Source organism: Xanthomonas sp. NCPPB 1132, from assembly GCF_056629235.1.
This window is the reverse complement of sequence record NZ_CM152819.1, coordinates 2,187,306-2,211,194: the sequence shown is the minus strand read 5'-3', so window position 1 is coordinate 2,211,194 and position 23,889 is coordinate 2,187,306. Positions and strand designations below refer to the sequence as shown.

Sequence of the window (23,889 nt, the reverse complement as noted above, 5' to 3'; positions counted from 1 at the left end):
TGGGAGAGGGGCTCTGGCTTCTCCTTCTCCCGCCGGGAGAAGGTGCCCCGCAGGGGCGGATGAGGGTACGGCCGAAGCCTCGCAGGCGTGGGTCAGCGCGACTTTGCCGGCTTGCAATTCCCGCAGATCCGCTGGACCTTGTAGCCGCGCGCACGCAGGCCGTCGACCACGCCGTCCGGCCCGAGCAGATGCAGCGCACCGACCACCACCAGGGTGTCGCCGCCACCGTCCTTCAGGCGCTGCTCCAGGCGCGGCAACCAGGCCTGGTTGCGCTCCACGTCAATGCGCTGGTACAGCCGCGGATAATCGCGCTTCATCTGCGCGCCGATCTCCTGCCATAGCTGGCGCTCGTCGCCGCGACGCCAGGCGTCGTGCAGGCGCAGGGTCTGCGCCGCGCCCTGCTCGGCGTCGTCGAGCGCCTCGGTCAGCATCTGCTTCTGCTCCACCGGGTCCATGCCGTCGAGCAGGTCGATCTGCGCCTGCGCGGTCTCCAGGCCCTCGGCGGTCTTGCCGTCCTGCTGGGCCAGGCGCATGAAGTGACGGTCCAGCCCGGCATCGGCCTGCAGGCCCTGCGTCTGCATGTCGGCGATGCTGATGCTGAGGCCGACGAACCACGGCTCGAAGCCGCTCATCTGCGCCAGCGGCAGGCCGTGGCCGGCGGCATAGCGACGCAGCCGTTCCCAGATGGCCGGGTCCAGGTCGTCCTGCAGCCGCTTGCCGTCGTGGCGCTGCGCCGCCTGCAGCATCTGCGCGCCCAGTTGCGGCGCGTCCACGTCCTTCGGAGCCAGTTCGAACAGCAACCGCGGCGACGCCGCATAGGCCGCATCGACCTCGCGGGCCAGCGGATAGTCGTCGGCCTTGAGCATGTGGAACGAGCCCAGCAGGTACAGCGTGCCGCGCGTCCCGCTGACCTTCCACAACAGCGGCGTCGGCGGCGCCACCGCGGGCGCGGCGGCAGGAGCGACCGGCGGCGGCGGCGTGCGGGCCAGTGCCGGCAGGGCCAGGCACAGCGAAAGCCCCAGCAGCAGGCGGCGCAACGGGCGCGGGAACGGGGTCATCGGCATCCTCGGGTCAATGGGCAGCGGCGTAGGTCTTCTCGCCGGCATCCACCACCAGGTCGAGGCGGTTCTCCGGCGGCGGCAGCGGGCACGTGGCGAAGGGCGTGAATGCGCACGGTGGGTCGTAGGCGCGGTTGAAATCCAGCACCACGCTGCCGTCGGCCGCAGGGGCGTCCACGTCCAGGAAGCGTCCGGCCGGGTAGCTGCCGCGGCCGCTGGTGCGGTCGGCGAACACCACGAACAGCGGCTGGCCGGGTTCGCCGATCGCCTGCAGGCGGTAGCGCTTGCCGCCGCGTTCGAACTCCAGCGCGCCGGGATTGGGCGATGGCGTGGTGACGCCGATGATGTCGACGATGGGCAGGGTCGTGCCCGGCGGATTGGGCACGAAACGCCCGCGCACGCGCCAGGATTCGGCCAGCGGCCAGTACGGCACGCCAGCGAAACCGAGCCGGGTCGGCGCATCGGCGTGCTTGACCCGCAGCGCGTAGCGGCCGCCGCGTTCGATCAGGCTGAGCTTGCCCTTGCCGTCGTCGAAGTCGATCACCGTCGGCTGCGGGTCATGATCGCTGTACAGGCGGATGCGCCCCTGCACCGGCGCACCGGCGACGCTGAGGGCGGCGCCGCGTTCGGGCGTCAGGTACACCTCGCGCTGCACCTGCGACACCAGGGCCATTCGCGCCGGCCCGACCGCCAGGCGGATGCCGCTGTCCGGGCCGCTGCCGACGTAGTGCTCCTTCAGTTCCAGCCAGTGCAGGCCGACCAGGCTGGTCCAGCCATCCGGCGCCTGCAGTTCGCGCTGGCGCTGCGCGCGCCAGGCCTGTTCGTCGGCCACGAAGCGCGCGTCCATCGCCTTCGGCGCGGCCGGCGCCGGCGCCTGTTTGCCGCATCCGCCCAAGGCGACGAGCGCTACCAGCAGCGCCGTCGTCCACACTTGCTTGTCCATCACCGCCCCCGCAGGAACCAACGATCGATCTCGCCCAGGGTGAACCGCGCCCAGGTCGGACGCCCATGATTGCATTGTCCGGAGCGCTCGGTGGCCTCCATGTCGCGCAGCAAGGCGTTCATTTCCGGCACGGTGAGGCGACGGTTGGCGCGCACCGCGCCGTGGCAGGCCATGGTCGACAGCAACGCGTCGCGCGCGCCGGCGATGCGGCCGCTGTGGCCGTGTTCGCGCAGGTCGGTGAGCACGTCGCGCAGCAAGGCCTCCGGCTCGGCCTGCGCCAGCAGCGCCGGGATGCTGCGCACTTGCAGCGACTGCGGCCCGCTGCGGGTGATCTCGAACCCGAGCGCGGCCAGCGTCTCGGCCTCGCGTTCGGCGGTATCGGCATCGCGTTCGCCGACCGCCAGGGTGATCGGCACCAGCAGCGGCTGCGCGTGCAGGCCGATGCCGTCGTGTGCGGTCTTCAGGCGCTCGTAGCCGATGCGTTCGTGCGCGGCGTGCATGTCGACCACGATCAGGCCATCGGCGTTCTCGGCCAGGATGTAGATGCCGTGCAACTGCGCGATGGCATAGCCGAGCGGCGGCACGCCGCTGTCGGCGGCGGTCGGCGGCAGGCCGCCGGCCGGGTCCTGGGTCTGCCGCGGCAGGCTGGCGGCACTGCCCGCTTCCGCGGCAGGCGCGTACAGCGCCGCATAGGCGGCCGGCGCCTCTTCCACGCGCAAGCCCAGCGGCGATTGCGCCGGGCGCCACTGCGCGCCGTAACCGTAGCCCTGCCCGCCGCCACCACCCGTACCGCCGCCGTTCGGCGCGCCTGCACCCGCCCAGGCCGCAGCGCCCGCGGCTGGCGGCGGCAGCGCCGCGTCGGCGCCGATCACGCCGGGCAGGCTGCCGGCGCGGGTCTGCGCCAGCGCGTCCTGCAGCGTGCGATAGACGAAGTCGTGGATCAGCCGCGCGTCGCGGAAGCGCACCTCGTGCTTGGCCGGATGCACGTTGACGTCGACCCGCGCCGGCTCCAGTTCCAGGAACAGCACATAGGCCGGCTGCCGGCCATGGAACAGCACGTCGCCGTAGGCCATCTTCACCGCATGGGCGACGCTGCGGTCGCGCACCGAGCGACCATTGACGTAGAGGTACTGCTGGTCGGCACTGGCGCGCGAGTAATGCGGCTGCGCGATCCAGCCATGCAGGCGCAGGCCGGCACCGCTGTGGTCCACGCGCAGCGCCTGCTTTGCGAAGTCCTCGCCCAGGGTCTCGCCCAGGCGCGCATCCGAGTACAGGTCGCCCGGCTTGTAGCGCCGCGATGGCTTGCCGTTGTGCGAGACGCGCAGCTCCACGTCCGGGCGCGCCAGCGCCAGCGAACGCAGCCACTCCTCGATGTGGCCCAGTTCGGTGCGCTCGGCACGCAGAAACTTGCGCCGGGCCGGCACGTTGTAGAACAGCTCGCGAACCTCGACCAGCGTGCCAGGCGGCAGCGCGCGCGGCTGCACCTCGCCGACCTTGCCGCCTTCGACCTGCAGGGCAGCGCCGTGTTCGTCGCCGGCACGGCGCGAGGCCAGGGTGAAGCGGCTGACCGAGGCGATCGACGGCAGCGCCTCGCCGCGGAACCCCAGCGTGCCCACCGATTCCAGGTCGTCCAGCGAGGCGATCTTGCTGGTCGCGTGCCGCGAGATGGCCAGCGGCAGTTCCTCCGGCGCGATGCCGCCGCCGTCGTCGCGGATGCGGATCAGGCGCACACCACCTTCTTCCAGATCGATGTCGACGCGGTGCGCGCCGGCGTCCAGCGCGTTCTCCACCAGTTCCTTGACCACCGAGGCCGGCCGCTCGACCACTTCGCCGGCAGCGATCTGGTTGATCAGGATCTCGGGCAGCTGCCGGATACTCATGCCGTCTTCGCTCCATGCACGCGCAGACGCGCACGGGGCTTGGCGACTGGAGGGAAACGACAGCATGCAAAGAACATCGGCACGGCTCGCGGCGCGGACGCCGTCATCGAGGATCAGCCGTTAATGATAGCGCCTCAGCGGCTGCCGCCGGCCACGGTGCTGGCCGCTTCGGCCTCGGCCTGCGCGCGCGCGGCGAACAGCGTGCCCGGCGGCGGCTGTCGGGTGAAGAAGGTGCTGACGCCGTCGAGCACGGCGCCGGCGATGCGCCGCTGGTAGGCCGGATCGGTCAGCCGGCGCTCTTCGTCCGGGTTGGAGATGAAGGCGGTCTCGACCAGCATCGCCGGCATGTCCGACGTGCGCAGCACCGCGAAGTTGGCGCGCTCGATCTCGGGCTTGTGGTTGTTGCCGATCCGCTTCAGCCCGCCCAGCACGTGCCCGGCCGCGTCTTCGGAGGCCTTCATGTGCCCGCTCTGGGCCAGGTCCAGCAACACGTTGGCCAGGGTGCTGTCGGTCTTCTGCAGGCGCACGCCGCCGATCAGGTCGGCGGCGTTTTCCTTGTCCGCCAGCCAGCGCGCGCGCTGCGAGGACGCGCCCTTGGTCGACAGCACGTAGACCGAGGAGCCGGTGGCGCTGCGGTTCTCGGCGGCGTCGGCGTGGATCGAGATGAAGATGTCGGCCTTGGCCGCACGCGCCTTCTGCGCGCGCATCGGCAGGGGAATGAACACGTCTGTGGTGCGGGTCATGTACGCCTTCATGCCCGGCGTGGCGTTGATCTGGCGGGCAAGCTCGCGACCGATCGCCAGGGTGACGTCCTTTTCGTGCTTGCCGCTCGGGCCGCTGGCACCCGGGTCCTGCCCGCCGTGGCCGGGATCGATGGCCACGATCAGCGGGCGCATGCCCGGCGCCATCTTCACTCGCGCCGCGGCGCTCGGCATCACCGGGCGCGCTTCGGCGGCCGCGGCCACCGCCGCGTCGTCGTCCGCGTCGTCACGCTCGGAGGGCGCGTTCGCCGGCGGCGCGACTGGCGCGGGCGCAGGCGACGGCACGCTGCCAGGCGCAGGATGGCCGGGCGCCGCCGCAACGCTCGGCGCAGATGCAACGACGGTGGGCGCAGGCGTGGGCGCGGCCGGCGGCACCGGGGTCGGCGCCGGCTGGCTGGCACGCTGCACCACCGACGAGGTCAGCGCCGCGGTCGCGCGTGCCGCTTCGGCGCGCGCATCCACTGGCTTGGGCGCCGGCATCGGCGCGGCCTGGGGCAGCGGGGTGGCGGCTGTCGGCGCGTCGACGGCGACCGCCTTGCCTGCTGGCGCTTCACCCGGCCATTCGATCACCAGCACCGAACTGCCGCCGATGGTCTGCATCTGCGGCTTGAACGCCACCACCTGGCTGCTCAGGTCGAAGACGATGCGCAAGGTGCCCGGCACCGGGTGCCCGGTCCGCACCGCGCTCACCACGCCGCCGCCGGCCGGCAGCTTCAGGCCCTTGGCAGCGGAGGAATCGGGAAGATCGACGACCAAGCGGTTGGGGTTGGCCAGCGACAGCGTGCTGAAGCCACCGCTGCCCTGCAGACGGATCTCGGCGCGGGTGCCGGTGGCGCCGTTGTCGAGCGAGACCGACTGCACCTGTCCGGCAAACGCCGTCTGCGCCGCCAGGCACCAGCCTGCGGCAGCGGCGAAACTGGCGAAAAAACGGGTCCCCGGGCGCATACCGCGATTCAAACATCGCCGGGAGTCAAAGGCAAGCGGTTTTCCCTTAATAATCCATAACCTGCCTTCACTTTCTAGCGTCAGCCGGCAAAAAGTCCCTGCAAGTCGGCCTGTCTACCCACCCGGGCCAGCCAAGCGATGCCCGCCTCGGTGCGCGCCTGCAGGGCGACGCTGCGCCCATCGCCACGCACTGCCAGGCGTACGTCCAGATCGGCCGGGGCCAGCACGTCGCCGCCGCGTTCGGGCCATTCCACCAGCCACAGCGTGGCCCCGCCCTCGTCCAACCCCAGGAAATCCAGCTCGCCGGCCGCGCCGATGCGGTACAGATCCAGATGCCAGGCTTCGCCATCGGCCAGCGGGTAGCGCTCCACCAAGGTATAGGTGGGGCTGCGGATCGCGCCCTGCACGCCGAGCGCGCGCAGCAGCGCCCGCGCCAGAGTCGATTTGCCGGCGCCCAGATCCCCGTGCAGATGCACCGAGGCCTGCGTCGGGCGGGTCGCGGCCAGCGCGCGACCGAGACGTTCGGTGGCGTCGCTGTCGGGCAGGAACAACATGAGGCTCATGATTCGGATTCCGGATTGGACAGGCGCCGCAACGCCGGCAACAGATCGGTCGGCAGCAGCCCGCGCTGGCCCGCGGCAGCCGCGCGATCGCCGGCGCCGGCATGCAGCAGTGCGCCGACGCCGGCCGCCTCGAACGCCGACAGGCCCTGCGCGCGCAGCGCCGCGACCACCCCGGTCAACAGATCGCCCATGCCGCCAACCGCCATGCCAGGATTGCCGGCGGCGATCACCCGTGGCGCCTGCCCCGGCGCGGCGACCAGGCTGCCGGCGCCCTTCAGCACCACCGCTGCCTGATAGCGCTCGGCCAAGGCCGCGGCGGCCGCGAAGCGATCGCGCTGCACCTCTGACGTTGCAATGCCGAGCAGGCGCCCGGCCTCACCCGGATGCGGGGTCAGTACCGCCTGAGGGACGGGCCGCGACGCCTGTGCAAGCAGGTTCAGTGCATCGGCGTCCAGGATCAGCGCGCGGTCCGAATCGGCCAGGACCGTCTGCCACAGCGCCTGCGCCCAATCGTCCTGGCCCAGTCCGGGGCCGAGCGCGACCACACTGGCCTTGTGCAGCAACGGCGCCAGTGTCCCTGCATCGTCGATCGCATGCACCATCGCCTCCGGACAGCGCGCCAGCAGCGGCGCCACGTGCGCGCCACGGGTGGCGACGCTGACCAGACCGGCGCCGCTGCGCAGGGCCGACTCGGCGCTCAGCATCACCGCCCCGCCGCTGCCGAGGTTGCCGCCGACGCACAGCACGTGGCCGGAATCGCCCTTGTGGCTGTCCTGCCGGCGCGGCGCCAGACGGCTGCGCAAGGCGCCGACGGTCCAGGCCTGTGCGCGCGGCGCGCAACCGGCGAACGCAGCCGGCGGCACCTCCAGCGTCGCCAGTGCGCGCTCGCCGACATGGTTCAAGGCCGCACCGGTATGCAGGCCGGCATGGGCGACGATGAACTGCAACGTCAGCGACGCCGGCAACACCGCGCCGGGCACGCTGCCGGTTTCGGCGTCCACGCCGCTGGGCACATCGAGCGCCAGTACCGGCGCGCCAAGTCCGCCCAGCGCGCCGAGCAGCGCCGCCAGTTCGGCGTCCGGCGCGCGATTGAGGCCGATGCCGAGCAACGCATCGACCACCACGTCGGCCTGCGCCAGTGCCGCGTCGAACTCCTCGATGCGACCGCCGACGCCGATGTAGTCGGTGCAGGCGCGCTGCGCCAGCGGCGACTGCGGACCGCGCCCGGGCAACTGCAGCACGCGCACCTGGCGCCCGGCGCGATGCGCCAGCCGCGCCAGCACGTAGCCATCGCCACCGTTGTTGCCGCTGCCGCAGGCCACCAGGATGCGCTGCGCCTGCGGCCAGCGCTGCAGCAGCGTCTGCCAGGCGGCCTGGCCGGCGCGCTGCATCAGCGTGTAGCCGTCGCCGCCCAGCAGCGCGGTGGCCTGCGCATCGATGCGGCGCGCGTCCGCGGTGGCATAGAGATCGAAGCAGTCGTACATGCACGGGATTCTATACTTGCGCGATGTCCGCCCGTCTCGACATCGCCGATCCCCACGCTGCGGCCGCGCGCATCCGCGCGCTGGCGCGCACGTTCGGCTTCCAGCGCTGCGGCATCGCCGGGATCGAACTGCAGCAGGACGAGGCGCATTTGCGCGACTGGCTGCAACAGGGCCTGTACGGCACGATGCACTGGATGGCCCAGCACGGCGACAAGCGCTCGCGCCCGGCGGAGCTGATCCCCGGCACGTTGCGGGTGATCTCGGTGGGCCTGGACTACGGCCGCAACGATGACGATTCGGCCTGGGACACGCTGCGCGACGGCGAGCGCGCCTATGTCGCACGCTATGCGCTGGGACGCGATTACCACAAGCTGATGCGCAACCGCCTGCAGAAGCTGGCCGAGCGCATCCAGGACGAGATCGGCCCGTTCGGCCACCGCGTGTTCGTCGATTCGGCGCCGGTGCTCGAACGCGCCCTGGCGCGCGACGCCGGCCTGGGCTGGATCGGCAAGCACACCTGCCTGATCGACCGCAACGGCGGTTCCTGGTTCTTCCTCGGCGAGATCTACGTCGACCTGCCGCTGCCGATCGACCCGCCGGCCAGCGCCCACTGCGGTACCTGCACGCGCTGCATCGACGTCTGCCCGACCCAGGCGATCGTCGCGCCGTACCGGCTCGATGCGCGCCGCTGCATCGCCTACCTCACGATCGAGCACGACGGCGCGATTCCCGAGGAACTGCGCCCGGCGATCGGCAACCGCATCTTCGGCTGCGACGACTGCCAGCTGATCTGCCCCTGGAACAAGTTCGCCAAGCGCAGCGACGAGCCGGACTTCCGCGCGCGCAACGACCTGGACAAGGCGTCGCTGGCGCAGTTGTTCGCCTGGGAGGAAGACGAGTTCCTGCGCCGCACCGAAGGCAGCGCGATCCGCCGCAGCGGCCACGAACGCTGGCTGCGCAATATCGCCGTAGCGCTGGGCAACGCGCCGACCACGCCGCAGGTGCTGGCCGCGCTCGGCGCGCGCGCGCAGCATCCTTCGCCGCTGGTGCGCGAGCACGTGCAGTGGGCGCTGGCCCGGCACGCAGCCAAGTCGACGCAGCCAGCCGCAGCTGCCGACGTGCGAGGATAGGCGTCCGTACGCCCTGCACTGCCCGCATGTCCGATCGCGCCGACCAGATCCTCAGCCCCAGCCAGCTCAACACGCTGGCCCGCGACCTGCTGGAGAGCGCCTTCCCGCTGGCCTGGGTGGAGGGCGAACTGGGCAATGTCACCCGGCCCTCGTCCGGCCACCTGTACTTCACCCTGAAGGACGCGCGCGCGCAGGTGCGCTGCGCGATGTTCAAGCCCAAGAGCCAATGGCTGCGGTTCGTGCCGCGCGAAGGCCTGCGGGTGCTGGCGCGCGGGCGCCTGACCCTGTACGAAGCGCGCGGCGACTACCAACTGGTGCTGGACCATCTGGAGGAAGCCGGCGAAGGCGCGCTGCGCCGCGCGTTCGAGGAGCTCAAGGCGCGGCTCGCCGCCGAGGGCCTGTTCGCCAGCGAGCGCAAGCGCGCCCTGCCCGGCTTCGTGCGGCGCCTGGCGGTCGTCACCTCGCCCAGCGGCGCCGCCGTGCGCGATGTGCTGAGCGTGCTCGGACGGCGCATGCCGCTGCTGCAGGTGGACATCCTGCCGAGCCTGGTCCAGGGCGACAGCGCCGCGACGCAGATCGCCACGTTGTTGCGCCAGGCCGACGCCAGCGGCCGCTACGACGCGATCCTGCTGACCCGCGGCGGCGGCTCGCTGGAGGACCTGTGGGCGTTCAACGACGAACACCTGGCACGCACGATCGCTGCCGCGGTCACGCCGGTGGTGTCGGCGGTCGGCCACGAGACCGACGTGACCCTGGCCGATTTCGCCGCCGACCTGCGCGCGCCCACCCCGTCGGTCGCCGCCGAATTGCTGGTGCCCGACCAGCGCGATCTCGGCGCGCGCCTGCGTGCCCAGCACGCCGCGCTGCTGCGCTGGCAGCAGCACCGGCTGCGGCAAGCGCAGCAACGCGCCGACCGCGCCTTGCTGCGCCTGCAGGCGCAGAGTCCACAAATGCGCCTGCAACTGCTGCAGCGCCGCCAGCACGAGATCGGACGGCGGCTGGCGGCGGTGTGGCGGCAGCAACAGGAGCGCCGCCATGCGCAGTTGCGCCATGCCGCCGCGGTGCTGCGCGCCGCACAGCCGCAACGGCGGCTGGCGATGCTGCGGGTGCGGCTGCTGGCGCTGGGGCGGCGTCCGCAGGCGGCGATGACGCGGCAACTGCAGGCCGATGCGCAGCGCCTGCGCGCGCTGGCGCGCGCCCTGGAGACGGTCAGCCCGCTGGCCACCGTCGCGCGCGGCTACAGCATCCTGACCCGCGTCGACGACGGCAGCGTGGTGCGCTCGGCCGCCCAGGTGGCGCCCGGCGATCGGCTGCGCGCGCGCCTGGCAGACGGCGAACTGCAACTGCGTGCCGAGCGCGAAGAATGATGCCGCTGCCCACCTGGCCCCCACGCGCATGACCGACAGCCTCCACGACGACAGGATCAAGGCGATCCTGCACGGCATGCGCCGCGCCGAACGACGTCGGGCCGGGCAACGCGCCGGCAACAGCGACCTGTTGTCGCTGATCGACGGCGCTGCCTATGGCGCCCCGGAGGATGCGCAACGGGCACTCGCCTGGCTGGCGCATGACGGCACCCTGGAGCATCTGAACCACGCCGACCTGCACAATGTCGGCGACACCATCTGCGTGGCCTGGAACGGCTGCGGCAGCGGTCTGGCGACGCTGTCGCAGTGGTTGCGGGAGATGCGCCTGGCCGACGGCCGCGGCGCCCTGCAGGCGCTGCGCGACGGCGACAGCGCGACACTGCTGGCCACCGCATTGGCGGCGTTTCCCGGCTGAGGCCGATCGCCCCAGGCGTCCGTCGCCCCTGCCCCAGAACGTACTGGCCCCAGTTGCGCGATGCGCCACCGATCAGCGCCGCTCACTCCAACGGCGCGACCACCAGCAGCGGGTCGAGGTCGTAGCCCATCGCCACCGCCTTGGCCTTGATCGCCTCGAACACGCTGCGCTGCATGCGCGGCGAGCGCGACAGCACCCACAGGTACTTGCGTCCCGGTTCGCCGATCAGCGCCCACTGATAATCCGGATCGAGCGCGATCACCCAGTAGTCGGCCCACACCATCGGCAGCCAGGACAGCCAATCCGGCGCGAAGCGCACCTGCAGCCGCCCGGGATGGCCCTCCACCCGACGTGCCACGCCCTCGGCTGCGAGGGTGGAGCCGTCGGCGGTGCGACACGCGTTGCGCACGCCGACCTGGCCGTCGTCGCGCAGTACATAGGCCGCGGTGACGTCGCCGACGCATTTCTTCTGGAAGGAGACCGGCAAGTGCGCGATCTCGTGCCACTGCCCGGCATAGCGGCCGAGATCGAACGCGGCGACCGAACTGACCGGCTGCGCGGCACGCAGCGGCGGTGCGAGGCACAACAGGCACGCCAGCAACAGCAGCGCGATCGGCGAAAGACGCATGCGCAGGTTCCGATGGACGGGAAACAGCAGCTTATGCAGGAGCTGCGCAGCGAAGTAAAGCGCGGCGCGGAACGCCGGCGGCGAAGGCGTGAACGGTCAGTGGCTCAGATCGGCCATGCCGCGCTGGTCAGGCTGGCCGGCACATTGCACCGGCTCGCGCAGCACCACGCGCTCGACCACGCCGTCGTGCCGCTGCACATAGGTGTTGACCATGACGCACTCGGAGCCGACCTGCTCGATGTAAGGCGCATCGGCGCCGGGACCGCCCTGCTCGCCCGCATGCTCCCCCTGCTCGGCGGGGGCCGCCATGGCCGCGCCAGCCAGCACCCACAGCAGCGCCGCGCCGCTCCATCTCCGTCCGAATCCGCTGGTCACTGGCAGTCCCCCCCCGATCGCCCGTGCCTATGATTACGACAGGCAGCGTCATTGATTGAGCGGAAGATCCCGAAAAACCGTGAGCTGGGTATGTTTGTCTACAAGCGTGGACACGCCTTCTTCACGCGGAATCGGTCCTTTACGCCCTCGGGCAGGCATCACGAATGCGGAAATCTGCATAGCGCGGAGGTCGGTACCTGCCCGAGACGAGGCGCTGCAGACACCATGCGCCGGCGCGCCACGCGGCATGCTCCAGAACCGGCGCAAGCCCGAAAAAAGAAAGGCCCTACATCGCTGTAGAGCCTTGATATGAATGGTGGCCGAGGACGGAATCGAACCGCCGACACGGGGATTTTCAATCCCCTGCTCTACCAACTGAGCTACTCGGCCACTGCGCAACGCGGCAGGACCGGTGCGAGGACGCGCATCATAGCGAGGCGATCGGAATTGGGCAAGCGCAATGTTGCAGAATTTTCCTACCCATCGTCGCGGCGCGCACCGACGGCGCCCGAATCCTGCACCGGCGATGCTGAGCGCGTCCTCGGCATCCGGCTGGCGCACGGCAGGGACGCACGGTGATGGCCGCCAGCCGGATCGCCGAGGACCGCTCAGGGGGCAGGCGCCCTGCGGCACTCCGGGCCTGCCATCGCTGCGCCACCATCGCATACCGGGGCGTGGTGTAGTCTTCGCCGGTCTTCCCCTCCATGGATTGCGCTCATGCGTCACCCGCTCCGCCTCGGCTTGCTTGTGTTGTGCACCGCGTTGCTCGGCGCCTGCAGCGACGGCATGGTGCGGCGGGTGTCCGACCCGGCCGCCAGCGTGCAGCAACTGACGGTCAACATGGACGGCAGCTGGAAGGTGGACCTGCGCCTGCAGAACTACAGCAGCATCCCGATGCGCTACGACAGCCTGCGCCTGGACCTGGGGGTGGGCGGCGAAGCGGCCGGCACCCTGCAGGCGGCTCCCGGCATCTCGATCGGCCCGGAGACGGCGGATGTGGTGAGCGTCGCGCTTCGCCCCAGTTCCAGCGCGCGCATGGCCATCGCCGATGCCCTGGCCGGCCGCCGCAGCCTGGAGTACACCCTCAAGGGCAGCATCGCCGCCACGCCCGAGGACAAGAAGCAGCGCAGCTTCGACATCGACGCCCGCAACATGCTCTCGCCGGCGCCCGGCCTGGACGGCGTGCTGCGTTGACCACACGGTGGCGCTGAGGCGCCACCCGGCCCCACCTGTCTCGAACGCGCCGCCCCCCGGCTTCGGGGGCACAGCACGCCTGCGCGTCGACCTGGGCTTCACCTTATCCAGGCGCGTCCTCGACCTTTTCTTTGGCACGCTGGCGCACGGCCACGTCGGTGCCCGCCCGCGCGTGCGCGTTTCCCATCCCCTGTCTTGCACCCACCTCGTTCAGCCGGGATTACCGCAAAATTAATACATAAATGTATTATCTACATATGTATAAGATCCCGAGCCGGCCATGAGTCGCTTTGCCGCCACCGAGCAGCGCCTGGACGTGACCGCGCGCAAGCATCCGCCCTTCCCGCGTGAAGCCGCGCTGCTGCTGCGGCTGATCAAGCTGCTGCACAAGCTGAGCCTGGACCAGAGCAACGAGGTGTTGCGGCCCTACGGCCTGAGCTATGCCGAATACAACGTCCTGATGATGATCGACGCCAGCCCGGACGGGACCTTGAACCCGTCCCAGCTCGGCGACGCGGCCGGCGAGAAGTCCGCCAACATCACCCGCCTCACCACGCAACTGGTCGACAAGGGCCTGATCCAGCGCACGCCCAGTGCCGAGGACCGGCGCATGCTGCTGCTGCGCCTGACCGACGCCGGCGAGCGCCTGATCGACGCGTTGATCCCGGCCCTGTGCGCCCAGCTCGACGCCTATGTGCGACACCTGGATCCGGCGGCGATGGCGCAGTTGCAGACGCTGCTGAAGGCCTTGTTGCGCGGCGTCGAGGACGCGGCATGAGCATGCCGCAGCCCAACGCGACCGCCGCTGCCGACGCCGCACCCGGCCTGCGCACGCTGCTGGCCGACGCCTTGCGCGGCGAAGGCGAGGCCTGGCTGTTCGTGCTGCGCACCCTGCTGTCGATCTATCTGGCCGGCTGGATCGCGCTGCGCCTGGACCTGGCGTCGCCGATGACCGCGATGATCACGGTGGTGGTGGTGATGCACCGGCAGACCGGCATGGTCTTCGCCAAGGGCTTCTACCGGATACTGGGCACGCTGATCGGCAGCGTCGCCGCGCTGACGATGGTGGCGCTGTTCCCGCAGGAGCCGGTGCTGTTCGTGCTGGTGCTGTCGCTGTGGATCGGCGCCTGCACCGGTGGGGCGCTGCTGTACCGCAACTTCAAGGCCTACGCCTTCGTGCTGTCCGGCTACACGGTGGCGCTGATCGCGCTGCCGGCGGTGAACCAGCCGCAGAACGTGTTCAACCTGGTGGTGGCGCGGGTGACCGAAGTGGTGCTGGGCCTGCTGGTGACCGGCATCGTCAGCGACGTGGTGTTCCCCAGCCGGCTGCGCCAGACCCTGCGCGACACCGTGCGCCGCGCCTCCGACGGCTTTCTGGACTTCGTCCGCGACGCCACCGGCGGCCAGTTGCCGCGCGAGGCGATGGAGCAGGCGCACCTGCGCTTCGTGCGCGACGCGGTGACCATCGAGGACCTGCGCAGCTCGGTGGTGTTCGAGGATCCGGAGGCGCGGGCGCGCAGCGGCCGCCTGCGCCTGCTCAACCAGCGCTTCATGGCGGTGTCGACCAGCTTCCAGGCGTTGCACCACTACATCAACCGGCTGCTGCGCAGCGGCGATGGCAACGTGGCCGAGGCCCTGATCGGCCTTTACCGGCCGCTCAAGGCCGCGCTCAGCGACCGCGGCGGACGCGAGGGCGCCGCCGCGACCGCGCGCAAGCTGGCCGCGTGCCGCGATGCGCTGGCGACGCGGGCGGCCGCGGCGCGTGCAGCGATGCCCGCCGCGCAGCACGAAGGCTTCGACACCGGCGTGTCGCTGCTGCAGCGGTTCTTCGCCGACCTGCGCGACTACGTGGCCACCGAGGCGACCCTGGTCGCGCCGCAGCAGTGGCGCACGCCGCAGGACGGCAGTGGCGATACCGCGGTGTTCGTGCGCGGCAACGACTACGCTGCGGCGGCGCTGACCGCGCTGCGCAGCGCGCTGCTGGTGGCGACGATGTGCTGGCTGTGGATCCAGGCCGGCTGGATCAGCGGCGCCACGGCGGTGTTCCAGGCGGTGGCGCTGAGCGCGATCCTGTCGTCCAGCGCCAATGCACCGGCCGCCGCGCGCTCGCTGTTCAATGGGTTCGTGTTCGGCATCGCGCTGGGCGTGGTCTGCCAGTTGCTGGTGCTGCCGCAGATGGACGGCTACGGCCTGTTCGTCGCCGGCACCTTGCCGTTCCTGCTGGTGACCCTGTACCTGGCCTCGAAACCGGCGCTGTACGGCTTCGCCACCGGCGCCAACCTGGCCTTCGTGTCGATCCTGGCGGTCCAGCCCACGCCCACCTTCAACGCCGCAGCCACCTTCAACAGCGTGGTGCCGCTGCTGCTGGGAACGCTGGCGGTGAGCGCGACGTTCGTGTTCGTACCGCCGGTGATCGGCACCCGCTGGCAGCGCCGGCGCCTGCTGGAGCGGCTGCGGCGGCAGACCACGCTGGCCGCGCGTGCGCCGCTGCCGGGGCTGGCGCTGCGCCTGGAGAGCGTCAACCGCGACCTGTTCCAGCAGATCGTGGCGCACACCCCGCCGGGCAGCGACGAACTGCGCGACCTGCTCGGCTGGGCGCTGTCGGTGCACGAAACCGGGCGCACCCTGGTCGAACTGCGCCGCGACGCCGCCGAAGGCACGCTGTCGCCGGCACTGGCCACCGCGGTGGACGCCGCCGTGCAGGCGCTGGCCGACCTGTATCTCGACCCCGGCCCGCAACGGCACCGCCAGGCCCTGCAGCGGGTGGAGGCCGCGCTGGTCGCCAGCCAGGTGGAGGGCGCGGTGCCGCTGCGCTGGAAGCCCACCCGCGAGCACCTGTTGCTGCTGCGCGGCGCGCTGCTCGACGCCGATTCCGTTCTCGCCGCGCTGGCCGATACGCCTGCGCCGACCACCACCACGCCAGGAGCCGACGATGCTGCTGCCCGCTGAACTCTCGATCGCCGGGGTGTACGTGCCCGGCCTGCTGGTGCTGGGCCTGGCCCTGCTGCTGGTCGCCTGGGCGCTGGACGCGGTCGCCGGCCGCGCCGGCCTGTACCGCTACGCCTGGCACCCCTCCCTGTTCCGTCTGGCCATCTACGTCGGCGCGTTCGCCGCGCTCGGCCTGCTCCTTTTGCCCTGAGTCCCGCCATGAAGACCCCTGCCCTGATCCGTTTCGCCCTGACCGCCATCGTGGTGCTGGTCGCCGCCCTGCTGGCGCATGCGCTGTGGCGCCATTACATGCTCTCGCCCTGGACCCGCGACGGCCGCGTGCGCGCGGAAGTCGTGCGCATCGCACCCGACGTCTCCGGCCTGGTCGATGGCGTGGCGGTACGCGACAACCAGCACGTCAAGCGCGGCGACCTGTTGTTCAGCGTGGACCGCAAGCGCTATGAGCTGGCCCTGGAAAAGGCCCGCGCCAACCTCGCGGTCGCGCAGGCGCAGGCGCGTGCGGCCGGCGCCAGCCTGTCGGCGGCGGCGGCCACCCAGGCGGCCAGCGAAGCCGAGTTCCAGATGCGCCGCGCCCAGGCCGAACGGCGCGCGCGCGCCGCTGCGGTGATCTCCGCCGAGGCGCGCTCGGATGCCGAAGCCACCGCGCGTTCGGCACAGGCCGACGTGCACCGCAGCGCGGCGCTGCGCGGCCAGGCCACCGCGGCGCAGGCGCAGGCCGTCGCCTCGGTGGAACAGGCGCAGGCCGCGCTCGATCTGGCCGAGCTGGATCTGCAGCGCACCCAGGTCCGCGCCACCGCCGACGGCTACATCACCAACCTGGAAGTCCGCGTGGGCGACTACGCCCAGGCCGGCGGTGCACGCCTGGCGCTGGTGCGCGACGATGCGATGTGGGTCTACGGCTATTTCGAGGAAACCAAGCTGCCGCGGGTGCACGTCGGCGATCGCGCCGACATCCGCCTGATGAGCGGCGGGCTGATGCTGCACGGCCAGGTAGAGGGCATCGCCCGCGGCATCGCCGACAGCGACAACCCGACCGGCACCTCGCTGCTGGCCGACGTCAGCCCCACTTTCAACTGGATCCGCCTGGCGCAGCGCGTGCCGGTGCGCATCCGCATCGATCCGGCCAGCGTGCCGCAGGGCACCCTGCTCGCTGCGGGCATGACCGCCACGGTCAGCGTGCATCCGCGGCAGGAGTGATGCGGCGTCTGCAGGAGCGGCTTCAGCCGCGACGGGCTTGCTCGGCAACGCCCATCGCGGCTGAAGCCGCCCCTACCGCTGCAACGATGGATCCCGCGAAGCGGTGGCGGCAACGCGTTACCAGGATGCCGACACCGAGGATCCGCAGCAACGGCACCAAGGCACGGCGCAGGCCTTGCACCTGCGCGCGTGCCGTCGTTGCAGCGACCTGCCCTCAGTCCTGGGCCTGCCGATTGACGCCGAGGAAGCGTCCCGCGATCACCGCGTAGCCGCTGCGCGACACCGTGCTGCCCGGATCGAAGTAGGCATGCAGGGTCGGCTGCAGGTCCTGCGGCCCCTGGGTCACCGCGAAGCGCGCGTTGAGGATGCCGGCATCCAGCGCCAGCTGCACGTAGCCGCGCAGGTTGCTCGGGATCGCCGCCACGTCCTCGATCGGCAGGCGCTGGTTGTTGTAACTCACCGACAGCGTGCCGTCGAAGGCCAGCGCCTGCGTCTGCAGGCCCAGCGTCTGCACCAGCGAATACGCCAACTGCAGTTTGCTGACCGCGTCGTTGGGGCGGAAATCGCCGGCGACCAGCCCCAGCACCGCTGCCTGGTTCTGCTGCAGGTCGCGCAGCGCCCCGCCCTTGCCCACCGCCGCCTCGGCGAACGGATAGGCCGGGTCGTTGCGGCCAAGCCCGCTGAAACTGGGCGCGGCCGGCAGCGCCTGACGCACGCCGGCGCCCATCACCAGATAGCGCGCCAACTCCGCGCGCTTGAGCGGATTCTGCGGACGGAACAACCCATCGGCATAGCCATCCATCAAGCGGTTGGCGACCGCGTACTCCACCGCGCCGCGATCGCGGTCGCCGCTGGCGACGTCGTTGAGGCCGGTGTAGCCGCCGCTGAGCAGGAAATCCAGGGTGCCGCGCACCGTGCCCGGGGCTGCCAGGCCATTGCTGCCCTTCGGAGCAACCGGGACACCACTGATCGAGCCGATGCCGCGCACGCTGATGGTCCAGGTGCCCGGCTTGCCCGGCGCGCCGACGCTGACCGTGCTGCCCAGCAACGGCAGCGCCACCGGCGAGCCGTGGCTGACGCCGTCCGGATCGGTCAGCACCAATGCCTGGGTGTTGGCGTCGATGGTGGCCTTGGCGCTGACCCAGGCGACGTCCTTGCCGACGGTGAACGACTGGGTCTGCGGCGTGCCCACCGGCGAGAACGCCACCTCGAACGGCCGGCTGCCGCCGGGCAGCACCAGCGCGTTGCTGTAGAACGGATGCAGGGAATTGACCGTCTTGCCGAAGCCGCTGCGCTGCTTGCTCGCTTCCAGCAGCGCGGCATAAGCGTTCACGTAACCGGCACCCGCCTCCCAGTACGTGCGCCCGGGGATGTTGGTGGCGGTGCGTTCGAGCAGATCCTTGACCTGGTCCGGGGTCAGGTCCGGGTTGGCCTCCAGCAGCAGCGCGACGATGCCGGCCACGTGCGGGGTGGCCATCGAGGTGCCGCTCATGGTGGTGTAGAACGGCAGTTGCGCCGGCGCGATCAGCTTGCTGTCCTTGTCCGCAGCCAGCGGCGGCAGCGCGCCGGTGGAATCGCGGGTGGACACGATATCCACGCCGGGCGCGGTGATCGTCGGCTCGTTGAGATAGGTCCAGGTCTTGCCGTCGGCCATGGTGAAGCTGCCGCCCTCGCCGCGCTTGCCGCGCGAGGAGAAGTCGGCCAGCGTGCCGTCCTTCTCGCCAGCGGCCACCGAGATCACCCACGGCGCCTGCGCGTACGGATTGTGCGTGTCCTCGTTGGGGCCGTCGTTGCCGGCGGCGAACACGCTGACGATGCCGCGCTTGTACAGTTCATAGGTGGCGACGTTGACCGGGTTCTGCGGATCGAACTTGCCCGACGAGCCCCAGGAATTGCTGGTGACGCGGATCGGATCCTTGAAGCTGAACTGGTGCGTGGCGGCATAGTCCAGGCCGCCGACCGCGTCCAGGATCAGCAGCACCGCGCCGGATCCGTAGCCGACCAGGCTGGCGCCGGTCGCCACGCCACGGTAGGCGCCGTTGGACTGCGCACCGGTGCCGCCGACGGTGCCGGCGCAATGGGTGCCATGGCCGGAGCCGAGGTCGGTGTTGGGCACGCCTTCCGCATAGGTGATCGGTAGCATCGCGTCGACGTTGGCCAGGTTGGTGGTGCCCAGCACGTTCTGCACGACGCGGGTACCGTAGGCGAGATCGCGATGGGTGGCATCGATGCCGGAGTCGTTGATCATCACCCCGACGCCGCGGCCGCTGTACGGCAGCGCGCGGCCGAAATCGCCGGGATTGCCCTGCGCGCGGTCCACGCCGGTCAGTTCGCGCGCTTCCTTGTTGAAGTAGCGCAGCGGCGCGTTGTAGTAGATCGAGGCGACGTCGTCGCGCTGCGCCAGCGCACGGATCTCGGCCGGCGTGGCCAGCGCGCCGGCGATCGGCAGCGTGCGCATGGTGATCCCGCGGGTGATGCCCAGCGCATGCAGCGCGGTGAGCTGCGAGGCCGACACCGGCCCGGTCTGATCGTAGGTGATCACGATCTGCAGCTCGTCTGCCGCAGGCGCCGCGGCGAGCTTGGCCTCCAGCAACTGGTCGAGATGCGCGGCGGCCACGGCGTCGCCACCGACGAAGGTGCCGCCGGCAAGGACGGCGCAGATACCGATGGCAAGAACGGGACGGCGAATGGACATTGCGGAGTCTCCGGATCGTCGAAGCCCGGAACGGGCGGTCGCCGCAGCGTGCGGGGCGCGCCGAGGCGCGGCCAATCCGGTATCGCACCCAGGCCGGCCGGGTGGAAACACTCAGCCGCGACGCATGCAACTACCACGGAATGAAGGTGCGCTCCCCTGTCGCCGCGCGCGACAGTCGGCGCCGGGGCGTGCCGCTCGATCCAGCGAACACCGCGGCTGGAACGGCAACAGAGTGCATTGCAGGCAGAAGGCGCCGACATGCGGCAACGACAGGGTGCGGCAGCGGCAGCGGCGCGCCCGATCCGGCGCATTCGGCGCGCGGTGCGGCCGAACGGGATGCGGGACGTGCGGGGCCCGTTCCGATTCCCGGACGCCATTCCGGGGAGCGGTGGAACCCCGCACGTCCAGCACGGGGGATCGCGGTGGCTGCCGACCACGCCGCCGAACGGCGACGGCGTGATCGAAGGCAACCGCGAAAACGTCAACGACATCAGGGCACCTCGAACAACCTGCCACGACCTGGAGCCAGGGGCAGCATCTGTCGCAACGGCACCAGAGCGGCGCCTGATCGTGGTGGTTGGGAGGCTGAGGTGGCCGCTCGGCCACCTCAGCCGATCACGCCGGCACCATGGCCCGCTCCTGTAGCCGTGCCAGCCGCATCACGTTATGGCTGGCGACCTTCAGCCCGATCACCACCTTTGCCCGCGCCAAGCCGATGCAGCGTACGAACTTGCCGCCTTGTTGGGCCAAGCGCGCAAACGGGTGCTCGCCGAACACCCGATCCTTGGCAATGCGACGGTTCCGGCGCTTTGCTGCCTCGCTCAAGGGCTTGCGTGCCTGCCCTTGATGTTGGATCGCGGGGCGGTAACCACGCTTTTTCAGGTCTGCTTCTCGCGCTGCATCGGCATACCCGCTATCGGCCCATACCGTGCGGCCGGTGTTGTCCGGGTCCAGCACCTGCTCGAAGTGGCGGCTGTCGTGCACGTTGGCCGCGCTCACGTCGTAGCGGCGGATGAAACCCCAGCGGCGGTCCGTGCTGGCGTGCAGCTTGTAGCCGTAGAACGTCACCCCATGCTTCCTGGTCCAGCGTGCCTGCACGTCTTTCTGCGCACGCTTGGCATCACTCCAGTCCTGGCCGACGTCATCGCCCTGCTTGATCTGCGCGTTCTCCTCGCGCGTGTTGCGCTGGATCGGAGCGCTGACGATGCTGGCGTCGATGATCTGACCGCCGCGGGCAATGAACCCAGCACGTTGCAATTGCTCACCGATCGCCGTGCTGATGTCGCCCATCAGATCCTTGGTCTTGAGCCGTTCGCGCCACACCCAGATCGTCTTGGCGTCGGGCACCTTGCCGCTGTGTTCCAGTCCAAGGAATTGCTGGAAGCTGCGCCGATCCAGCACCTGATACTCCAGCGCATCGTCGGAGAGGTTGTACAACTGCTGCAACAGCAGCAGCTTGATCATCATCTGCGTCGGCCAAGCCGGACGGCCGCCGCGCTTGCCGGTACCCAAGGACAGCTTCGCGTCTACGGCGTGAGCAATCCCGGCAAAGTCGATATGCCGTGACAGCAGAGCCAGAGGATCGCCGATCTGCTGCCGCTTGGCTTCGCGTTCGTGGCCGGCAAACAGGCTGATCATCGTGGCGTCCTCGGCGTGTTCTCCAGACCAATGATGCCAAAGGTGGGGTTTTTAGAGGTGCCCATCAGTCGATCGGACGGCGCTTCATTTCGTCGAAGAACGGCGGCGTCCGGACTGCATCGCAAGCACCGACACGGCGGTCGACTGCGCTTGCGGCGGATCGGGCGGACGCTGGCGTCCACCCGATCCGGTCACTTCTTGCTGGCCTCGCGCAGCGCCGAGTAGGCGTTGAGGTAGCCGGCGCCAACTTCCCAGGAGGCGCGCCCCGCCATCGGCGTGGCCGTGCGCTCGATCAGGTCCTTGACCTGGTCCGGGGTCAGGTTCGGATTGGCCTCCAGCACCAGCGCCACCACACCCGCCACATGCGGCGTGGCCATCGAGGTGCCGCTCATGGTGGTGTAGAACGGCAGCTGCGCCGGCGCGATCAGCTTCTCGTCCTTCTGTGCCGCCAGCGGCGGCAGCAGGCCGGTGGAGGCGCGGGTGGAGATGATGTCCACGCCCGGCGCGGTGATGCTGGGCTCGTTGATGTGGGTCCAGCTCTTGCCGTCGGCGGTGGTGAAGGTATCGCGCTCGCCGGCCTTGCCGCGCGAGGAGAAGTCGGCCAGCGTGCCGTCGACGTTGCCGGCGGCGACCGAGATCACCCAAGGCGCCTGTGCGTACGGGTTGTGGGTGTCTTCCTTGGGACCGTCGTTGCCGGCAGCGAACACGCTGACGATGCCGCGCTTGTACAGCTCGTAGGTGGCCACGTTGACCGGATCGGCCGGATCGAACTTGCCGGACGTGCCCCAGGAGTTGCTGACGACGCGGATCGGATCCTTGAAGCTGTTCTGGTGCGAGGCCGCGTAGTCCAGGCCGCCCACCGCGTCCAGCACCAGCAGCACGCCGCTGGAGCCGTAACCGACCAGGCTGGCGCCGGTCGCCACGCCGCGGTACTTGCCGCCGGACTGCGCGCCGCTGCCGCCGACCGTGCCGGCGCAGTGGGTGCCATGGCCGGAGCCGGCGTCGGTGTTCGGCACGCCTTCCACGTAGGTGACCGGCAGCATCGAATTCAGATTGTGCAGGTTGGTGTTGGCCAGCACGTTCTGCACCACGCGGTCGCCGTAGGCCAGGTCGCGATGGGTGGCGTCAATGCCCGAGTCGTTGATCAGCACGCCGACGCCGCGACCGGTGTACGGCACGGTGCGCCCGAAATCGCCCGGATTGCTCTGCGCGCGGTCGACGCCGGTCGCCTCGCGCGCGTCCTGGTTGAAGTAGCGCAGCGGCGCGTTGTAGTAGATCGAGGCGACGTCGTCGCGCTCGGCCAGCGCCAGGATCTCTTCGGGCGTGGCCAGCGCGCCGGCGATCGGCAGGGTCTGCATGCTGACGCCGCGGGTGATGCCCAGCGCCTTCAGCGCGGTCAGCTGCGCCGCCGACACCGGCTTGGATTGCTTGTAGGTGATGACGATCTGCAGCTCATCGGTCAGCGGCGCATTAGCCAGCTTGGACTCCAGCAGGCTGTCCAGATGCGCGGCGGCTTCGGCCTTGCCGCCGGCCAGGATACCGCTGGCGAGGACGGCGCAAATGCCGATGGCGAGAGCGGGACGACGGATGGGCATCTGGAATCTCCGGTGAGTGGGCCCGGGACGGGCCGGTGACTGCAGCCTGACGCGACGGCCCGGCGGCGCCTATCCGGGATCGCCCCTAGCCGTCGTGAGTGGAAACACCCAGGGCCGCGTGCATCGCCCGTACGGATCGGTATGATCCAGGCGTAGGCCGCTGCCTCGCCGCGTCGCCGGGCGGAACGCGGGTGCGGTGCGCGGTGCCGGCACATGCAACAGGGGGTTTCAGATGCACACGATGTTCGCAAGGGTTTGCCTGCTGTTTTGCGCCGTGGCGGCGCCCGGCGGGCTCGCCGCGCAACCGCTGCCGGTGCAGGTGGAGGTGAGCGGCAATGTGGCGACGGCGGCGATCGGCGCCGGTCCGCACCCGCTGGCCGAGGTGACGCTGGAATTCGACAGCGCCAGCGATCTCAACCCGGGTAGCCTGGGCCTGAGCGCAGAGTTGCTGACCCCGGCACAGGTCACTGCCTTGCTGCCGCGACTGCCCAGCACGCAAGCCGGCCAGGTGCCATCGCAGTTGCCGCTGCTGATCACGGTGACGCCGCCGCCGAGCGGCGGCCTGTCGTTCCGCCGGGTCGTGCATGTGGAACTGCATACGCATGCGCTGGCCTACACCGCCGACAGCACCCTGCGCCTGGTCAAGGCACCGCTGGGAGGCGATTTCCGCGACATCACCGACGAGATCGCGCCCGGCAGCGTGCGCGCCCGCGGCACCACTGGCGGCTTCTCGCAGTTCATCGTGATCCACGACCTGCGCCCGACCGCCGCGGTGGTGGCCGCCAAATTGAACCGCCTGCAGGCGCTGGTGGCGCAGTTGCCCGCCAATGAGGCGGCGCCGCTGGCGAGCATGCTGAACAGCGTGCAGAGCGCCCTGGCCAACGCCGACTACACCGCCGCCACGGTGGCGCTGGACGGGTTCCGCGAGCAGGTGTCGGCGCGCGCCGGCCAGGGCATCGCGCAGACCTGGTACGCCGGCATGAGCGAGGGCAACCCCGCCGGTGAACTGCTGGCCGGCGCGGCGACCCTGCGCTTCTCCATCGACTACCAACGCCTCTACGCGCCTTGAGCG

The 23,889-nt window shown here is 70.6% G+C and carries 20 protein-coding genes and 1 tRNA gene; 9 read left to right on the top strand and 12 right to left on the bottom strand.

Going from position 1 to position 23,889, the window contains the following annotated elements; all coding sequences use genetic code 11:
- Positions 1 to 92 precede the first annotated feature (92 nt).
- The 6 genes from AC1G9L_RS09355 to AC1G9L_RS09330 form a co-directional block, all read right to left on the bottom strand.
- A complete protein-coding gene (locus AC1G9L_RS09355; protein WP_481070813.1) occupies positions 93 to 1,058 on the bottom strand; it encodes a TraB/GumN family protein in 966 nt (321 codons plus the stop codon).
- Positions 1,059 to 1,071: 13 nt separating this feature from the next.
- A complete protein-coding gene (locus AC1G9L_RS09350) occupies positions 1,072 to 2,001 on the bottom strand; it encodes a DUF1684 domain-containing protein (protein ID WP_019802281.1) in 930 nt (309 codons plus the stop codon).
- Positions 2,001 to 3,881 carry a DNA mismatch repair endonuclease MutL gene (gene mutL, locus AC1G9L_RS09345; RefSeq protein ID WP_481070811.1) on the bottom strand — a complete coding sequence of 627 codons (1,881 nt, stop codon included), beginning with the start codon at positions 3,879 to 3,881 and terminating at the stop codon, positions 2,001 to 2,003. The genes AC1G9L_RS09350 and mutL overlap by 1 nt, the downstream gene beginning before the upstream one ends.
- A gap of 134 nt (positions 3,882 to 4,015) precedes the next feature.
- Positions 4,016 to 5,587: an N-acetylmuramoyl-L-alanine amidase gene (locus tag AC1G9L_RS09340; protein ID WP_481070809.1), complete on the bottom strand. Its 1,572-nt coding sequence runs from the start codon at positions 5,585 to 5,587 to the stop codon at positions 4,016 to 4,018.
- Between the two features lie 80 nt (positions 5,588 to 5,667).
- Positions 5,668 to 6,153 (bottom strand): tRNA (adenosine(37)-N6)-threonylcarbamoyltransferase complex ATPase subunit type 1 TsaE, encoded by a 486-nt coding sequence (tsaE, locus tag AC1G9L_RS09335; RefSeq protein ID WP_481071082.1) that lies wholly within the window; start codon positions 6,151 to 6,153, stop codon positions 5,668 to 5,670.
- Complete coding sequence (locus tag AC1G9L_RS09330) at positions 6,147 to 7,634, bottom strand: NAD(P)H-hydrate dehydratase (protein ID WP_481070808.1); 1,488 nt, start codon at positions 7,632 to 7,634, stop codon at positions 6,147 to 6,149. The genes tsaE and AC1G9L_RS09330 overlap by 7 nt, the downstream gene beginning before the upstream one ends.
- A gap of 23 nt (positions 7,635 to 7,657) precedes the next feature.
- Here AC1G9L_RS09330 and queG point away from each other — a divergent pair, with 23 nt between their 5' ends.
- From queG to AC1G9L_RS09315, 3 genes are read left to right on the top strand one after another with little or no spacing between them, the layout of a single operon-like run.
- Positions 7,658 to 8,764, top strand: a complete 1,107-nt coding sequence (gene queG, locus AC1G9L_RS09325) for a tRNA epoxyqueuosine(34) reductase QueG (RefSeq protein ID WP_019801634.1) — start codon at positions 7,658 to 7,660, stop codon at positions 8,762 to 8,764.
- A 26-nt stretch (positions 8,765 to 8,790) separates the two neighbouring features.
- Entirely contained in the window at positions 8,791 to 10,131 is a 1,341-nt protein-coding gene (gene xseA / locus AC1G9L_RS09320) for an exodeoxyribonuclease VII large subunit (RefSeq protein WP_481070807.1), read from the top strand.
- 28 nt (positions 10,132 to 10,159) lie between these two features.
- Entirely contained in the window at positions 10,160 to 10,546 is a 387-nt protein-coding gene (locus tag AC1G9L_RS09315; RefSeq protein WP_019799683.1) for a hypothetical protein, read from the top strand.
- A gap of 82 nt (positions 10,547 to 10,628) precedes the next feature.
- Here the strand turns inward: AC1G9L_RS09315 and AC1G9L_RS09310 are convergent, their stop codons facing one another.
- The 3 genes from AC1G9L_RS09310 to AC1G9L_RS09300 all read right to left on the bottom strand — a co-directional run bounded on the left by AC1G9L_RS09310 (position 10,629) and on the right by AC1G9L_RS09300 (position 11,939).
- Complete coding sequence (locus AC1G9L_RS09310) at positions 10,629 to 11,174, bottom strand: lipocalin family protein (protein ID WP_019799682.1); 546 nt, start codon at positions 11,172 to 11,174, stop codon at positions 10,629 to 10,631.
- Positions 11,175 to 11,270: 96 nt separating this feature from the next.
- Complete coding sequence (locus tag AC1G9L_RS09305; RefSeq protein WP_244667186.1) at positions 11,271 to 11,483, bottom strand: hypothetical protein; 213 nt, start codon at positions 11,481 to 11,483, stop codon at positions 11,271 to 11,273.
- Between the two features lie 380 nt (positions 11,484 to 11,863).
- Positions 11,864 to 11,939 (bottom strand) — tRNA-Phe (locus AC1G9L_RS09300).
- A 327-nt stretch (positions 11,940 to 12,266) separates the two neighbouring features.
- On the opposite strand from AC1G9L_RS09300, the gene AC1G9L_RS09295 reads away from it, so the two are divergent.
- The 5 genes from AC1G9L_RS09295 to AC1G9L_RS09275 all read left to right on the top strand — a co-directional run bounded on the left by AC1G9L_RS09295 (position 12,267) and on the right by AC1G9L_RS09275 (position 16,889).
- A complete protein-coding gene (locus AC1G9L_RS09295) occupies positions 12,267 to 12,743 on the top strand; it encodes an LEA/WHy family protein (protein WP_481070805.1) in 477 nt (158 codons plus the stop codon).
- 280 nt (positions 12,744 to 13,023) lie between these two features.
- Positions 13,024 to 13,521, top strand: a complete 498-nt coding sequence (locus tag AC1G9L_RS09290; protein WP_019799679.1) for a MarR family winged helix-turn-helix transcriptional regulator — start codon at positions 13,024 to 13,026, stop codon at positions 13,519 to 13,521.
- Complete coding sequence (locus AC1G9L_RS09285; RefSeq protein WP_481070803.1) at positions 13,518 to 15,692, top strand: FUSC family protein; 2,175 nt, start codon at positions 13,518 to 13,520, stop codon at positions 15,690 to 15,692. Before AC1G9L_RS09290 ends, AC1G9L_RS09285 begins: the two co-directional genes overlap by 4 nt.
- Entirely contained in the window at positions 15,676 to 15,882 is a 207-nt protein-coding gene (locus AC1G9L_RS09280) for a DUF1656 domain-containing protein (RefSeq protein WP_017916033.1), read from the top strand. The genes AC1G9L_RS09285 and AC1G9L_RS09280 overlap by 17 nt, the downstream gene beginning before the upstream one ends.
- Positions 15,883 to 15,890: 8 nt before the next feature.
- Positions 15,891 to 16,889 carry an HlyD family secretion protein gene (locus tag AC1G9L_RS09275; RefSeq protein ID WP_420009568.1) on the top strand — a complete coding sequence of 333 codons (999 nt, stop codon included), beginning with the start codon at positions 15,891 to 15,893 and terminating at the stop codon, positions 16,887 to 16,889.
- 214 nt (positions 16,890 to 17,103) lie between these two features.
- Here AC1G9L_RS09275 and AC1G9L_RS09270 read toward each other — a convergent pair whose 3' ends face one another.
- The 3 genes from AC1G9L_RS09270 to AC1G9L_RS09260 form a co-directional block, all read right to left on the bottom strand.
- Positions 17,104 to 19,584 carry a S8 family serine peptidase gene (locus tag AC1G9L_RS09270; protein ID WP_019799622.1) on the bottom strand — a complete coding sequence of 827 codons (2,481 nt, stop codon included), beginning with the start codon at positions 19,582 to 19,584 and terminating at the stop codon, positions 17,104 to 17,106.
- A 615-nt stretch (positions 19,585 to 20,199) separates the two neighbouring features.
- Complete coding sequence (locus AC1G9L_RS09265) at positions 20,200 to 21,222, bottom strand: IS5 family transposase (RefSeq protein ID WP_019798968.1); 1,023 nt, start codon at positions 21,220 to 21,222, stop codon at positions 20,200 to 20,202.
- Between the two features lie 191 nt (positions 21,223 to 21,413).
- On the bottom strand, positions 21,414 to 22,817 hold the full coding sequence (locus AC1G9L_RS09260; protein WP_019802223.1) for a S8 family serine peptidase: 1,404 nt from the start codon (positions 22,815 to 22,817) through the stop codon (positions 21,414 to 21,416).
- Between the two features lie 241 nt (positions 22,818 to 23,058).
- Here AC1G9L_RS09260 and AC1G9L_RS09255 point away from each other — a divergent pair, with 241 nt between their 5' ends.
- A complete protein-coding gene (locus AC1G9L_RS09255) occupies positions 23,059 to 23,886 on the top strand; it encodes a DUF6689 family protein (RefSeq protein ID WP_481070801.1) in 828 nt (275 codons plus the stop codon).
- Positions 23,887 to 23,889: the final 3 nt, after the last annotated feature.